This is a genomic window from Paenibacillus sp. F024, from assembly GCF_057814255.1.
The window spans coordinates 83,310-97,266 of the sequence record NZ_JBVASZ010000001.1; the positions used below are offsets into that span (position 1 = coordinate 83,310).

12 protein-coding genes are annotated in these 13,957 nt (G+C 49.3%); 1 reads left to right on the forward strand and 11 read right to left on the reverse strand.

The features are described from left to right. Window positions 1–6: 6 nt before the first annotated feature. The 4 genes from ACZYR9_RS00430 to ACZYR9_RS00445 all read right to left on the reverse strand — a co-directional run bounded on the left by ACZYR9_RS00430 (window position 7) and on the right by ACZYR9_RS00445 (window position 5,194). The gene (locus tag ACZYR9_RS00430) at window positions 7–1,188 is read right to left on the reverse strand and encodes an acetyl-CoA C-acetyltransferase (protein ID WP_488976477.1); all 1,182 of its coding nucleotides are present in this window, start codon (window positions 1,186–1,188) and stop codon (window positions 7–9) included. Window positions 1,189–1,200: 12 nt separating this feature from the next. After that, on the reverse strand, window positions 1,201–1,980 hold the full coding sequence (locus tag ACZYR9_RS00435; protein ID WP_488977115.1) for an enoyl-CoA hydratase/isomerase family protein: 780 nt from the start codon (window positions 1,978–1,980) through the stop codon (window positions 1,201–1,203). A gap of 19 nt (window positions 1,981–1,999) precedes the next feature. Then, on the reverse strand, window positions 2,000–2,857 hold the full coding sequence (locus ACZYR9_RS00440; RefSeq protein ID WP_488976478.1) for a 3-hydroxyacyl-CoA dehydrogenase family protein: 858 nt from the start codon (window positions 2,855–2,857) through the stop codon (window positions 2,000–2,002). Between the two features lie 111 nt (window positions 2,858–2,968). Further along, complete coding sequence (locus ACZYR9_RS00445) at window positions 2,969–5,194, reverse strand: helix-turn-helix domain-containing protein (protein WP_488976479.1); 2,226 nt, start codon at window positions 5,192–5,194, stop codon at window positions 2,969–2,971. Between the two features lie 493 nt (window positions 5,195–5,687). Between ACZYR9_RS00445 and ybaK the strand changes: the two genes are divergently transcribed. Next, window positions 5,688–6,164: a Cys-tRNA(Pro) deacylase gene (ybaK, locus tag ACZYR9_RS00450; RefSeq protein WP_488976480.1), complete on the forward strand. Its 477-nt coding sequence runs from the start codon at window positions 5,688–5,690 to the stop codon at window positions 6,162–6,164. 90 nt (window positions 6,165–6,254) lie between these two features. Here the strand turns inward: ybaK and ACZYR9_RS00455 are convergent, their stop codons facing one another. From ACZYR9_RS00455 to ACZYR9_RS00485, 7 genes are all read right to left on the reverse strand, one after another. Next, on the reverse strand, window positions 6,255–7,028 hold the full coding sequence (locus ACZYR9_RS00455) for an SDR family NAD(P)-dependent oxidoreductase (protein ID WP_488976481.1): 774 nt from the start codon (window positions 7,026–7,028) through the stop codon (window positions 6,255–6,257). A 191-nt stretch (window positions 7,029–7,219) separates the two neighbouring features. Next, window positions 7,220–8,092 (reverse strand): LysR family transcriptional regulator, encoded by an 873-nt coding sequence (locus ACZYR9_RS00460; protein ID WP_488976482.1) that lies wholly within the window; start codon window positions 8,090–8,092, stop codon window positions 7,220–7,222. A gap of 43 nt (window positions 8,093–8,135) precedes the next feature. Further along, a complete protein-coding gene (locus ACZYR9_RS00465) occupies window positions 8,136–9,197 on the reverse strand; it encodes an Ldh family oxidoreductase (protein ID WP_488976483.1) in 1,062 nt (353 codons plus the stop codon). 188 nt (window positions 9,198–9,385) lie between these two features. After that, on the reverse strand, window positions 9,386–10,345 hold the full coding sequence (locus ACZYR9_RS00470; protein WP_488976484.1) for a D-2-hydroxyacid dehydrogenase family protein: 960 nt from the start codon (window positions 10,343–10,345) through the stop codon (window positions 9,386–9,388). A 39-nt stretch (window positions 10,346–10,384) separates the two neighbouring features. Continuing rightward, window positions 10,385–11,659 (reverse strand): nickel pincer cofactor-dependent isomerase, group 22, encoded by a 1,275-nt coding sequence (locus tag ACZYR9_RS00475; RefSeq protein ID WP_488976485.1) that lies wholly within the window; start codon window positions 11,657–11,659, stop codon window positions 10,385–10,387. A 255-nt stretch (window positions 11,660–11,914) separates the two neighbouring features. Continuing rightward, entirely contained in the window at window positions 11,915–12,898 is a 984-nt protein-coding gene (locus ACZYR9_RS00480; protein ID WP_488976486.1) for a 2-hydroxyacid dehydrogenase, read from the reverse strand. Window positions 12,899–12,950: 52 nt separating this feature from the next. Then, window positions 12,951–13,955, reverse strand: coding sequence for a LacI family DNA-binding transcriptional regulator (locus ACZYR9_RS00485; protein ID WP_488976487.1), 1,005 nt, complete (start codon window positions 13,953–13,955; stop codon window positions 12,951–12,953). Window positions 13,956–13,957 lie beyond the last annotated feature (2 nt).

The following is a 13,957-nucleotide window of genomic DNA, read 5'->3' on the forward strand; positions in this document are numbered from 1 at the left end:
ACTGATTTAAACTCTCTCCCAAATGGCCGCGATTCCTTGACCGCCGCCGATGCATAAGGAGGAAACGCCGAATCTTTGATTTCTCCTGCGCAGCTCATAGAGTAAGGACAGAGTGACCCGGGCGCCGCTGGCCCCCAGCGGATGGCCCAGCGCCACGGCGCCGCCATTCACATTGCCTTTCTCCGGATCAAAGTCAAGCTCCTGCAGGCATGCGAGATATTGAGCTGCGAACGCTTCGTTAATTTCAATCAAATCCAGCTGCTGAAGGGTCATTCCCGCTCTTTGCAGTGCCTGGCGAATGGCGGCGGCTGGACCGATACCCATCAGCGTCGGCTCCACGCCTACAATACCCCACGCCACTAATCGCGCGAGCGGTTTCAAGCTGCGCCGGTTCACAAATTCCTCTGAAGCGATGACCGTGACGGCCGCGCCATCATTAATACCGCTGGCGTTACCGGCCGTAACGACGCCGTCTTTCGTGAAGCGGGCCGGAAGCTTACAGAGAGCCTCCATCGTTGTCCGTCGGGGATGCTCATCCCGGTCTACAACGATATCGCCTTTTTTCCCTTTTACCGTATAGGGAACGATTTCTTCCGAGAAAATCCCCGTATCTATAGCCGCCATCGCCCGTTCCTGACTTTGGACGGCGAAGGCATCCGCTTGATCTCTTGTGATGCCGTACTTAACGGCAAGGTTTTCCGCCGTAATCGCCATGGTGCAATCCCCGTAAGGATCGTAAAGCGTCTCCCACAAATAGTCCTCCATTGGAGCCTTACCGAGCGGAATACCCCATCTTGCCCCTCGAATCACATGCGGCACCTGGCTCATATTTTCCGAGCCGCCGGCAAGCGCCAAATCCGCTTCTCCCAGCATAATCGATTGGGCCGCATGGATGATCGCTTGAAGCCCGGAGCCGCAGAGCCGGTTCACCGTAAGCCCTGGCACATGCTTGGGAACACCTGACTTTAAACCGACATGTCTTCCCATATAAACGGCATCCGAGCTGGATTGAATGACGCTGCCGATCACTACCTGATCGATTTCCTCCGGGGATACCTTCGATTTTTCCATTGCCTTGCGGGCACTTTCCACAGCCAGATCAATCGCCGTGACGTGCTTAAAGGAGCCTCCGAATTCACCGAAGGCGGTTCGTGCGCCGTCTATGAGATAAACCTCGCGTTTTGCCATCCGCTTCTCCTCCTAACGCCCTGAGAATTGCGCTTTGCGTTTCTCCACAAAGGCTTGCATGCCTTCCTTGCGGTCCTCGCTGGCGTATGCGTTCCCGAAGCAGGCCATTTCCAAATCCAATGCCGTCTGGAGATCCGCATGATATCCCGCATTCACTGCCGTTTTCATCATCCGCATTGCAACCACAGGCTTTTCCGCTAGCTTCTTTGCCAGAGTCACGGCTTCCGGAAGCAATTCCGCAAGCGGAACCATCCGATTCGCCAGCCCGATCTCCTGCGCTTTGGCCGCGTCAATCATCTCGCCGAAATAGAGCAGCTCTTTTGCTTTCGCTTGACCGATGAGCCTTTGGAGCCTCTGTGTTCCGCCACCGCCGGGAATAATGCCCAGATTAATCTCCGGCAGTCCGAATTTGGAGTGCTCCGAAACAATCCGCATATCACAGGTTAGAGCTAATTCACAGCCCCCGCCGAGTGCCAGACCGTTAATCGCCGCAATAACCGGTTTGGATAGAGCTTCAATCTTGGAAAATGCCATTCGGGACACTTGGCAAAATTGAAGCACCTCGTTGGCGTCCAGGTCCATCATATCCTTAATGTCGGCGCCAGCAGCGAATGCTCTGTCTCCCCTTCCGGTAATAATCACCGTTTTGATGCTCGAATCCTGCTCCAGGCGATCGAACATATGCGACAGCTCGCGGAATAATTGTCCGTTGAGCGGGTTGTACGGAGGGCGATTCAAGTAAACGATCGCGATATTTTCATCTACAGTCAGATCTATCGTTTCAAAGGTCATGTTCGGTTCCCGTCCTTGCTCATTTGTTGTAATCATACCATCCCGCTCCCGTCTTTTTTCCTAATCGGCCCGCGCGCACCAACCGCCGTAAGGATAGAGGCGCCGCAAAACGATCGTCCTTAAATTCCTCATAGAAATAATCCATGACGTTCAAGCCGATATCTACGCCTGCGAAATCCTGGAGTGTGAACGGCCCCATAGGATAATTCAAGCCGAGCACAATCGCTTTATCCACGTCCTCGGGCGTCGCCACCCCTTCTTCCACAAGACGAATGGCCTCTATAAATTGTGGAATCATAACCCGATTGACGATAAAGCCCGGGCTGTCTTTCTTGACCTCGATCGGCTCCTTTCCGAATCGAATCGCCAATTCCTTCAATTGATGTACGGTGTCGTCGCTTGTCTTGAAGCCATGCACCACCTCTACCAGCTTCATCACCTGGGGCGGATTGAAAAAGTGCATCCCCGCTACAAGGTGTTGGCGTTGGGTAGCTTCGGCCAAGACCGTGATGGACATCGAAGAAGTGTTGGAAGCGATAATGACGTCCGGAGGGAGCAGTTCGTCAAGCTGATGAAACAAATCCTTCTTTGCTTCCAGGCTTTCAATAATCGCCTCGATCACAACTTGCACCGCCGCTAGCTCTTTCAACCGGGTCGTAAAAACAATACGGGACAGCATCTCCGCTTTTTGATCGCCTGTCATTTTCCCTTTCTCGATGGATTTATCCATCAGGTTCTCCATCCTCATCTTCGCTTTGTTCAAGAAGGTATCCGCCACGTCGCATAAAATGACTTGAAAACCGGAAAGCGCCGCCAAATGGGCAATGGCGCCTCCCATCGTGCCAGATCCCACTACACCGATCCGTTGAATATTCATCCTGACAGCCTCCTGCACTGAATTGAAATAAGTTGTAACCGCTTACTAAAATCATAAGGGTAGGGAGGCTTATTTTGTATCTTCATTTTGTAGGAAAACAGAGTGGAATTTTCATCTATTTTGCGGAAAAGTAAATCCATGAAGATCGTATAGCTTATAAGCAAGCAGAAGATTGAAGCGCTGGTCCGAATTGTTTAAATCGGCCTGCAGTAAATCCCGGATTTTTTCAAGCCGGTAAAGCAGTGTACTCCGGTGTATATACAGCGCATCCGACGTTTCTTTGATATTTCCGTTGCGTTCCAAATAAGATCGCAGGGTGTGAAAGAGTTCTGCACCGTTACCGTCGCCATGCAGCAGAGGGGATAATTTTTTCTTTATAAACAACTGAATCGAAGAGGAATCATTGATCTGATGAAGCAGAGTATAGGATTCAAGCTCCTCAAATAGTGCAACTCCAACATGGCCAAACCGATGTCTGACTATATTGTTTGTCTGCACCGCTTGCTTGTACGAATCGTTGTAGTCTTCGATTCCATTGGTTTTACCACCGACGCCAAGAGAGATTTGAATGGACGGTTTCACCGAATGGGCCATCCTTTTCAGGCTGTTGTACAATCCCTCCCAATAAGGGTCGGATCCTCTCGTTTCTTTCGCAAGCGGACTGATGATGATAAATTCATCCCCTTTGCGGGACGTCATCATCCCCGTATATTCCGAGCTGATTTTAAATTTGATTTGATCCCAAAGCTTGGATTTGGTCTCTTCCCGATCAATCAGGTGCTTATGATCCTCCTGTTTCCCCGGTACATTCATGGTTAAGACAGCGACTCTGTGGGGATCCATGATATTCCAATGGGTGAAGCTTGCATATTGAACAATCTGATTCATATCTTCCACGTGCTGCGAAAACAGCTGGTTAATAAAGCTCTCTTTCACCTGTTCCTTCGCGTCCAGAACCAGCTTTTGTTTAATGAATTCATTGGCAAACAGGCTAACGGCGTTGTTAATAGTTAAGTGATTCACCGAATCCCAGAATTTCAGCCCGGAAACAACGACGACATAGCCAAGGGATTGTCCGACTCCGGTAACCGGCCAAATACCTAAAGTCGGCTTATCATTACCCGGCAGAGCAAGCCACAGCTCTTTTGAACGCAGCGATGTTATCTGCATTTCGTTTTCCTTTACTACCTGGAGGATTGGATTCAGCATCACTTGATCCTCATCGAGGAAGCAATGGGTAATCAGCCGGACAAAGCGATCCAGCAGCAGGATGGAGCAGCCGAATAGGGATTTTACAGTTTTGGTCATCTGATCTAACGATTCTTCTTCTATTGCTTTTTTCATCAGCTCCTGCTGATGAAACATAATACGCTGCAGCCGGGTTCTGCTCTCAATTTCATTCTGATAAAGCCGCGCATTTTCAATCAAGGTCGATACATGTAAAGATAAAAATTCCAGGAGCTCCAAATCTTCTTCCGAAAAATATCCGCTCTCTTTGCCGCTGACGTGAAGCACTCCGATCGTTTTCAAATTTACGACCAGAGGCACGGTAAGCTCGGTACCGCCTGCAATTTCCAGATAGGGAAAAAGGGTCTTGATCGTACTGCTTTCGTCCATGACCAGAAGCTCTTGAAAAGGCTCCGATCCAAAGCTTGGAGGCTGATACATAAAGCAAGAATGTTGATCGTCATATAAATAGATACAAGCGGATTGTGCTATCGTCCCCTTTACGGCACGGTCCACAATTTTTTCAACCATCTGATCAATAGACGATCCCGGGAAAATATTTTCCCTCAGCCATTCCATCCCTTTAATCTTCCGCTTTTGCCGTTCCTTTTCTTTGGCCAAATCGATCGCGACGGCCACGTCTCTTCCGAACTCCACGAAATACCTTTCGGCTTCCAGTATAAGCGGAACAAAGTTTCGAAAGCCGATTATACAGATCCCGAATGTTTTTTCCCGTTCTTTCAGAGGTACTGTAAACCAAGTCGAGAGCTGTTCTGCCTCAAGCGCACTGCGAAATTCAACTTCACTCTCCCCAACGCTGCCGTTGGGCCACCATAATGCTTCCTGTAACAGCTTAGACTCCGAAGGCACTTGTAAATGAAGCGCCGTCTCTACCTGCCGGATCTCCCCTTTCCAGGATTTCGGCACAAGGCGGTGGTCTACTTTCAAGAGAATCGCCACAAAGTCGCAGGTAAATTCCATCCAAAAGGAATCCATTAAGTAGTTAAGCGTTTCTTCCAATGTATCGAACCTCACGAGTTGTCTTGCCGTATGCCGTAGATGGGTTTCAATTTTCTGTTTCAGTCGTTCACGCTTGGTTACGTCGCTCATAAGGCCCCCCTTATTTTGGCATTGATCTACAGCGGAAGCTAGATTAAACCCGCTTCCACCCTAATGGAACTTGGCTAAATCATCCTCTCCTCTCTGCATGGGAACGAATCATAAGAAAAACACAATGGTGCTGCGCGGGCGTTTCAATCCTTGGATTGCAAGATGGAATCAGTAAATCAAAGCTTCATTTCATCGGTTGGTGATTTTAAGCATTATGAAGGTTGTGTTTGTTTGAAGGGTATTGACATTAAGTGACTTGCATGAATTGAAATGAGGAGCTTACTTGAGTGAAAATAACGAATGGCGAGGCGCATGAATAAAGCACAAGAGGCATATCTACTGGAATGCCGGTCATTTCATTGCGTATTTTGAACGTTGGATTCTATAACGTAATAATAATTGAAAACGCTTCGATGATCAATTCTTATCTATACCGGTCTATTATCCCGTGATATGATAAGTGTAATATGGTTCCGGAGGTCAGACTGAGAAAATGTCAGCCAAAACAAATGCTTGCCGAATGTTAGATTCACTTCACATTGCTTACTCGTTGCATGAATACGAATGGGATGAAAATCAACTGGATGCCGTTACGGTTGCAGCCAAAGTCGGTGTCCTGCCCCATCAAATGTACAAAACGCTGATACTCCGCGGAGATAAAACAGGAATTATCGCTGCCTGTATCCCGGGGGATCAAGAGCTTAACTTGAAAAAACTTGCCGCAGAAAGCGGAAATAAAAAGGTCGAGATGGTTCCGGTGAAAGAAATTCAAAGTCTTACAGGATATATTCGGGGCGGCGTATCTCCGCTTGGCATGAAGAAAAAGTACCCCTTTTATCTGGATAAAACGGTAACCGGCGTGAACCCCGTCAGTATTAGTGCAGGCAAACGGGGGCTTCAAATCTTTTTAAAGGGTACGGATTTAGTCACCGCATCAGAAGCGCATCTCGTAGACATTACAACCGGATAACTTGAAATGGAAAAGGATAGCCTGCTGCAGATGGCAGCTTAGACTATCCTTTTTGTTTCGTAGGATCCGATACCGCTGATCAATGCAGGATTACCATACGGTCCATCCGCCATCAACTATGATCGTTTGCCCAGTCACCATGTCGGAAGCGCCGGAGCTTAGGAAAAGAAGCGCCCCGAACAGGTCCTCCGGCTTTGCAAGGCGACCTAACGGAATACGGTTCAGAACGTCTTCCTTGAACGCCGGATCATCAAGCATTCGTTGTGTCAATGGAGTTTCAATGAAGGTTGGCGCGATCGAATTGACATTGATGCGATCGGATGCCCACTCGATGGCGAGCGATCTGGTCATCTGAACCAATCCCCCTTTGCTCGAGCAATAGGCCGTACGCTTGTAATAGCCTACAAAAGCCATTTGCGAGGATAGATTAATGATTTTTCCCTGTCCATTCGCTTTCATATATTTAGCTGCGGCCTGACTGCAAAAGAATGCGCTCTTCAAATTCAAATCCAGCACGGAGTCCCAATCCTCCTCCGTAACCTCTTCGGCAGGCTTCGGAATGTTCGTCCCCGCATTGTTAACGAGAATATCCAGGCTGCCAAAGTGTTCATAAATGCGGTCCATCACAGCCGGAATCTCAATCACCGACATGACGTCGCAGCAAACCGGCAGCGCCTCTCCACCGGCAGCGCGAATTTCTTTTGCCAACGCTTCCAGCTTCGTCTCGTTTCGGGCTACCAAGGCTACCTTAGCTCCGGCACTGGCAAGCAGTTTAGCCATCTCGCTTCCTATCCCCTGACTGGCACCGGTCACCACAGCGGTCTTACCAGCAAGATCGAATAAGGCATTGATGTTGATTTTCAACGGCTTCATTCCTCCGAATTTAGTTGTTCTCCATCTTCACGCTACTGGCCGGTTCTTGATGGGAAAGCTGAACGGAGTTCATGGTTGCGCGGATAAGCGCAATTTACGTTTGCTGCCGGATCATTTGCATGCCTCCCTGGTTCTAATCCGAAAATCAGAGCACGTTTAATGGTTATGATCCGCATGGCGCCTTACAAGAACTCTTCCCAATCCGAGCGTTCAACAAATTGAACAAAGGCCTTAACGATATTTAATTGCAGCGTTTCCTCATGGGTATACATCCAGGTTCTTCTTATGATCGGATGATTGTTTTTATCCGTTAACCCTTTTTTGTAGATCGCATCTGAATCCTTAAGAACAATACTAGGCAGTATAGCATAGCCTAATCCATGATCGACCATTTTCTTGCAGGTTTCCTGTTTGTCCACTTCCATACCGATATTGGGAGGAATCGTATAATTCTCCGTCCACCAGTTATCGATGAGCGTTTTGAAAGCATAGTCCGTTTGATAATCGATTCGGGACATCGCAGGGAGCCGGGATAAATCGATTTCCTCTTTTGAAGCAAGGCAAACCGTCTCCTCCAGGATCAGATGCTTCCGGTCCGCCCATTGGTAGTCTCCGCGAATAAAGCCGACATGCACCTCTTGATTATAGATCAGCTGAAACATGTCCTTGCTCCAACCGGTAATCACTTTAAAATCAACATCGGGGTACTGCAATTTGAATTTGCCCAGCATTCCCGGCAGAATGCCGCTTGTAAATAAGCCGGTTGCCGCAATCCTTAAAGTTCCCGTCACCTTTTGGTTTAAGTTCAGTGCATTTTCTTTAATCGTTCGGAGCTTGGCCAAGACTTCAGCCGCGGAGATAGCCAGATATTCGCCTTCCGGCGTAAAATGAACGCCTCTTCTTCCTCTATGAACGATGGTCACTCCCAGCTCCGTTTCAATCTGCTTCAACCGATTCGTTAAAGCAGGCTGAGAGATATATAAGGACTGCGCAGCTTTCGTAATATTTTTTTGTTCATACAGCACCTTTAAGATCGTCCAATCCCGATCCTCCATGTGAACTCCTCCATTACACCACTGCCCAAAGAAACCTGTGTGATTATTGAAACAGACTTACCCGGTCCAGGCCTTGCCGTTCAGCTTCCTCCTGCAGACTGTGAATTACTTCATCCGTAACCGGGATGCCGTTTAACAGACGTTCGGCCTTCTTCCGCTCCTCCGGTTCGCCCGGAATGAGAATTTCCTCAAAGCCTTGCGCCTTCGGACTTTCCTTCGCGCGGTTGACAAACGTATCCATCCTGGACTCGAATTCTTCTTTCGTGACAAAAAGATCCGGTCGTATCACTACAAATAAGTGGCCTACGTTCTGAGGCCCGGAATGATCAAAGTAAAGACTTTTTACGTCGCCGCCGTAGTTTGCGCCGGTAAGCACACCGGCAAGAAGGTCCATGAGCATGGCCAGAGCGGCTCCCTTGGAGCCTCCGAAAGGTAAACATACACCCTCGAACGCTTTCTTGGCATCGGTTGTCGGTGCACCGTCGGAGTCAAGCGCCAGTCCGTAAGGAATCGGCTCGCCATGAGCCGCAGCCAGGCGTATCTTGCCGCGTGCGGTAACCGTCATAGCCATATCCAAAAGGTAGGGAGCTTCCTTCCCTCCAGGAACACCTGCGGCAAAAGGACTCGCCCCAAGAAAGGCGCTTCGCCCTCCCCAAACCGGAATGGCCGGTGAAGAGTTCGTATAAGCCATCGCGATATATCCGGCTTCCATGGCTTGCTGCACATATAGCGAGGCCATTCCATAGTGCGTGCTTCTGCGTACACCCACAAGGGCAATACCGCACTCGGCAGCCAGCGCAATGCCTTCGGCTACCGCCCGGTGAGCAGCAAGAAACCCCATCCCGTCATCTCCATCTACAAGCGAAACGGCGGGCGCCGGCCTCTGTACTTTCACGTCCGGCCGCGGGTTGACCACTCCGCGTCTAATCCGTTCAAGATACATAGGAATACGTGAAATGCCATGTGAATCGACCCCGCGCAAATTTGCGGCTACCAGATCCCCAGCCACTATGGCGGCATCCTCCTGCCTTAAGCCGCCGGCTTCAAACAATCGTTGCGCTATGCCCTTTAATTGCTCCGGCTTCATCCATCTAACCGTCATCATATAGATCTCCTCATTTCCCCAACATCATGATCATGGATATCGTCATCGTATCATGATAAAACTACCGGCTGAAATTCGGATATCGTATGGTCGAGAATAACGTTAGATTATGACAGCTCATAATCGACAGGAGCCCCGGAATGGACAATACCAGAGAAAAAATCCGCGATAGTCCGCGGATTTTGGATTTAGGAGAGCTTACGAACAGGCGAGCCGGCCAAAAAGGCTTGGATATCTTCTACGGCTTCCCGAAAGTAGGTATGATAATTCTCCTGCGACACATATCCGAGATGTGGTGTAGCCAGAACATTAGGCAGCTTGCGGAACATACTGTCTTTCGGCAAAGGCTCCAGATCAAAGACATCGATACCCGCGCCTGCTATCCACCGGTTCTCCAGAGCTTCCAAGAGAGCCTCCTGATCTACAATCGCCGCCCGGGAGGTATTAATTAAATACGCAGAGGGACGCATCCGTTGAAGCTCTTCTCTGCCAAGCAAGCCTCTCGTTCTATCGCTGAGCACAAGATGGATCGAGACAAAATCACTGCTTTCAAGCAGCTCCATTTTGGAGGCTGCCAACCTTACACCTGCGGCATCGGCCTGCTCCCGGGTCAAATTTTGACTCCAGGCAGCCACATTCATTCCGAACGCCTGGCCAATGCGAGCCACCTTGCTTCCGATCTTCCCGAGACCAAGCACGCCTAGCTGCTTTCCATGAAGGTCCGCTCCGATGGTGCTCTGCCATGGACCGTTTGTCCGTATGGCATTGTTTTCCGGCACAATATGACGTGCTAGCCCGAGCATCAACGCCCAGGTCAGCTCTGCCGGAGGCTCGGATTTACTCCCCGTTCCGCAAACGACCACACCATGGGAAGCTGCTGCTCCAAGGTCGACAGATGCATTCCGCATGCCGGAGGTGATGAGCAGCTTTAGCTTAGGCAGCTGCGCAATAAGCGATGCCGGAAAGGGAGTCCGTTCGCGCATGATCACGACGATGTCATCATCGCGAAGCATTCGGACAAGCTCCTCTTCTTGGTCCACATGCCGGTCAATAGACCGGACCTCCACCGACGCGGAAAGGGTTGACCAGTCGGCCATCGTTAGCGCAGCCTGCTGGTAATCATCAAGAATGGTACAACGAAGCTTCATGACTCCTTACACCTCCAGATTCAGTGAGCCTATCCGTTCTCAGCAATGAAACAGCGGCTCCCCATCGGCAAAGGTAAGCTCCACCACTTCCGAGCTGATTTCAATATTCGGGTTGGCTTTGGCTTCCTCCAGTAAGGGTTCGCTAATGATAATCTCGCCTAACTCCAAGGTGTTTTTGATCCATACAATCTTATGCTGGTACGGTTCGATTCCATTGCACATTTTGACCGCGATGCGCAGGGCGTCCTCCGGAGTCGATGCCACCATCGGAATTTTGACTGGACCGGATTCCGTACTGGTAAAGGAATTCGTATACATGGAAATGAAGTCAATCTTATCGAACAGCTTGCGGGTAATCACGTCCGCCGTTCCCATTCCATTCGCATTGCCATGCGTTTCTTCCGTTAAATCAAAAATCGCACAATTCTGGAACTCGGGACCTCCGCTTGCGAACTTCGTGATATAAAGCCCGGTAACGTTCGGATCCTGTCCATCCCCGCTAATGTTCTTGCCGATCTGTTCAATGATTAACACATCAAATTTGGGAAACAAAATCTTGCCCATCTTGTTCTTGCTTTCTTCCAGCAGGGCGATTTCTCTCTCTAACGCAATCACATCCTGCTTGGGTATGACTTCAATTTTGTACGTTTCTTCATACGCATTCTCAACGATGGATACGGAAAACAGAAATTTGGTTTTTTCGGCAATCATGCAGCCAATCGAAGGAATCAGCTCCGCAAAGCGTCCAAATCCCTGACGATGGACAAGATCCGTACCTGCTTGTTTGCCCAGCCCGATGACCAGCATTTTGCAAATCCCGCTCTCGACTTTCCCGCGGAATGCCGTATGTGCTTTAATCCTCGGAATGATGACGATGCCGTCGGCCTCCAGCGCACTTTTGGCGACATAGACTTCGAGTCCCGGTTCAATCTCGCCGATCGATTCCACATCCATCGAAGCATCGATTTCCACGCCCATGGTTTCCTCGGATATTCCATAGGCTTCCAAGATCTCGGCTTGTCCTTCCGGCGTCGCACCGCCATGACTGCCCATCACCGGGATAATAAACGGAAAAGCGCCCGCCTGCTTCAGCTCGTCGACAACGCATTTGGTAATCAGGTCGATATTATGGATTCCCCGGCTTCCGACACCTACGGCTATCCGTTTACCCGAAAGATTCTCCAAATACGGGGCTATATTTTTATGGATCTCCGCCGGGATATCCTCCAGCTTCTGACGGTCAAAATGCTGTTTGACTTTAACAAAGCGGGGAAGTTCAATGTTAGGGTATAAGCTTAAATCAAGGGATTGCACGATTTTCTCCTCCTTTATCATGTCACGCCATCTTTAAAATGGCGATTGTCTTATAGCCGTTTAACTCATCGCGAGTCCGGATTTTCCGGGAAGCACCGGTACGGCTGACTGTTCGTCGAAATTTTCACCGTAGGTACAGGTCCGTCAAAGTGGACTTGGCATACCCAAATTTTAACACATGTGTTCCCGGAAGTATGCGTTTTCTTGCAATTTAATTGCTTTGAGGAACATAAGTCATCATCACATCTCCAGACTTCATGCCGTTTGAATGACTTCCGGATTGACTAAATCAGCCGGTAGTTGACCTGTTAAGCCGGCAACCAGGTTCTTCGCGGCCTTCATGGCCATTTCGGAACGGGTTTCTAAAGTAGCGCTTCCAATGTGCGGCACGGTCACGACATTTGGCATTTGGAGCAATGGGTTGCTTTTTTCTATCGGCTCTTTTTCAAATACGTCCAGCGCGGCCCCTGCAATCCACCCTTCCTGCAGTGCGCGGATCAAAGCCTGCTCATCTACGGTGGCTCCCCTTGAGGCATTCACAAAGATGGCGTCACGCTTCATCATGCGAAGCTCGCGTTCACCGATTAAGCCGGTGGAGTCCGGACTTAGAGGGACCAATACGACAACATAATCGGATTGCTGCAGCAGATCCTCCAATGAAGAGTAGATGACCCCCAGACTCTCCTCCGCTTCAGCTTTTCTGGAGCGGTTGCAGTATAAAATATTCATATCGAAGCCTTTAGCCCGGCGGGCTACCGCTTCTCCGATCCTTCCCATCCCCACAATTCCGAGCGTGGAGCCGTAAATGTTTTTCCCCAGCAATAAACTGGGCTTCCAGCCATCCCACCGCCCGCTTTTAACAAAATGATCCGCTTCTGCAATCCGTCTCGCTGCGGCCATTAGAATACTGAAGGCAAGGTCAGCCGTCGTTTCCGTCAATACCCCCGGAGTATTCGTTCCCATAATGCCTCGCTTGGTCAGTTCCTTCAGATCCAAGTTGTCGTATCCTACGGCAATGTTGCTTACCACCTTTAAGCGAGGGGCATGCTCAAGTATAGAAGCTTGAATCTTTTGGCGGGAGTAAATCATCAATCCCTCCGCCTCATGCAGCCCGTTGATGAGCTCTGTATCAGAAATCTTCTCTTCCATATCCCGGTAATCCACCTCACAATGCTCTTGAAGGTAGCGGAGCGCTTGCTCCGGGATACGGTTGGGGACCAATACTTTAGGTTTGTTCATGTATAAATATCCTCCCAGGACTTCCAGCAGCAGTTACTGAGTAATCGATTACTCAATTGGCTAAGGTTGAATTTCTTCTGATTAAAGAAACAGGTACAACGATTTTTCTTTCCGTTATCACATCCCGGTGTTCAATCCGGTTCAAAAGAATTTCCGAGGCGATTTCGCCTAATTTGATCTTGTCTTGATGCATCGTCGTTAACGTCGGGAAGCTGTACTCACCGACGGAAATATTATCATAGCCGATAACCTGAACCTCCTGCGGCACTTGAAGCCGGTTGTCCTGTAAAGCCTTCAGCGCGCCAATCGCCAGCCAATCGGTACATGCAAAAACACCGTCAAATTTCACCTTACGATGTATGAGATCCTGGATAGCTTCCACTGCATGAGGTACGTCAACAGGTATCTCGAGCACCAGATGTAAGTCTAACAAAACACCGTGTTTTTTTAACGCTTCCCGATAACCGCGGTAACGCTCATTCATAGGGACAATGTCACGGTCATCCTTTACAATGACGATACGCTTGCAGCCCCGCACGATTAATTCTTCCGTCGCCACAAATCCGCCGTTGTAGTTATCCGATTCGACAACGACAAATTCTTGGTTTTGCGGATCGCGCCGGTTGATACAGACCGTCGGAATTCTTTTGAGGGTGTCCTCGTCCGGGATATTCATGTTGCCCGAAACATAAATAAGACCGTCCACCCCTTTGGATTCCAAATCCCGTACAGCCCTTTTTTCTTTCTCATGGTCTTCACTTGTGTTGCAAATGAAAATGGAATACCCGCGAGGAACCAAAACATGTTCAATCGCCAAGACAATGTTCGCGAAAAATTCGTTGGTAATATCCGGAACAATGACGCCTACTGTTTTGGATTGGTTGGTTCTCAAGCTTTTGGCCACGACATTGGTCCGGTAATGGAATTTCTCGGCAATCCCGAGCACCCTCCGCTTGGTCTCGTCTGAATATCGCCCGGTACCGTTCAATACCCTGGAAACGGTTGCAATTGATACGCCGGCTAAATCAGCGATTTCCTTGATGGTGATATTGGGCATAT

What these genes read in the sequence shown, in the direction of transcription:
- ACZYR9_RS00460 (WP_488976482.1), bottom strand. Translation starts at nt 8,092, where the DNA reads ATGGAGGATCGGGATTGGACGATCTTAAAGGTGCTGTATGAACAAAAA.
- ybaK (WP_488976480.1), top strand. Translation starts at nt 5,688, where the DNA reads ATGTCAGCCAAAACAAATGCTTGCCGAATGTTAGATTCACTTCACATT.
- ACZYR9_RS00430 (WP_488976477.1), bottom strand. Translation starts at nt 1,188, where the DNA reads ATGGCAAAACGCGAGGTTTATCTCATAGACGGCGCACGAACCGCCTTC.
- ACZYR9_RS00470 (WP_488976484.1), bottom strand. Translation starts at nt 10,345, where the DNA reads ATGAAGCTTCGTTGTACCATTCTTGATGATTACCAGCAGGCTGCGCTA.
- ACZYR9_RS00465 (WP_488976483.1), bottom strand. Translation starts at nt 9,197, where the DNA reads ATGATGACGGTTAGATGGATGAAGCCGGAGCAATTAAAGGGCATAGCG.
- ACZYR9_RS00485 (WP_488976487.1), bottom strand. Translation starts at nt 13,955, where the DNA reads ATGCCCAATATCACCATCAAGGAAATCGCTGATTTAGCCGGCGTATCA.
- ACZYR9_RS00480 (WP_488976486.1), bottom strand. Translation starts at nt 12,898, where the DNA reads ATGAACAAACCTAAAGTATTGGTCCCCAACCGTATCCCGGAGCAAGCG.
- ACZYR9_RS00440 (WP_488976478.1), bottom strand. Translation starts at nt 2,857, where the DNA reads ATGAATATTCAACGGATCGGTGTAGTGGGATCTGGCACGATGGGAGGC.
- ACZYR9_RS00435 (WP_488977115.1), bottom strand. Translation starts at nt 1,980, where the DNA reads ATGACCTTTGAAACGATAGATCTGACTGTAGATGAAAATATCGCGATC.
- ACZYR9_RS00445 (WP_488976479.1), bottom strand. Translation starts at nt 5,194, where the DNA reads ATGAGCGACGTAACCAAGCGTGAACGACTGAAACAGAAAATTGAAACC.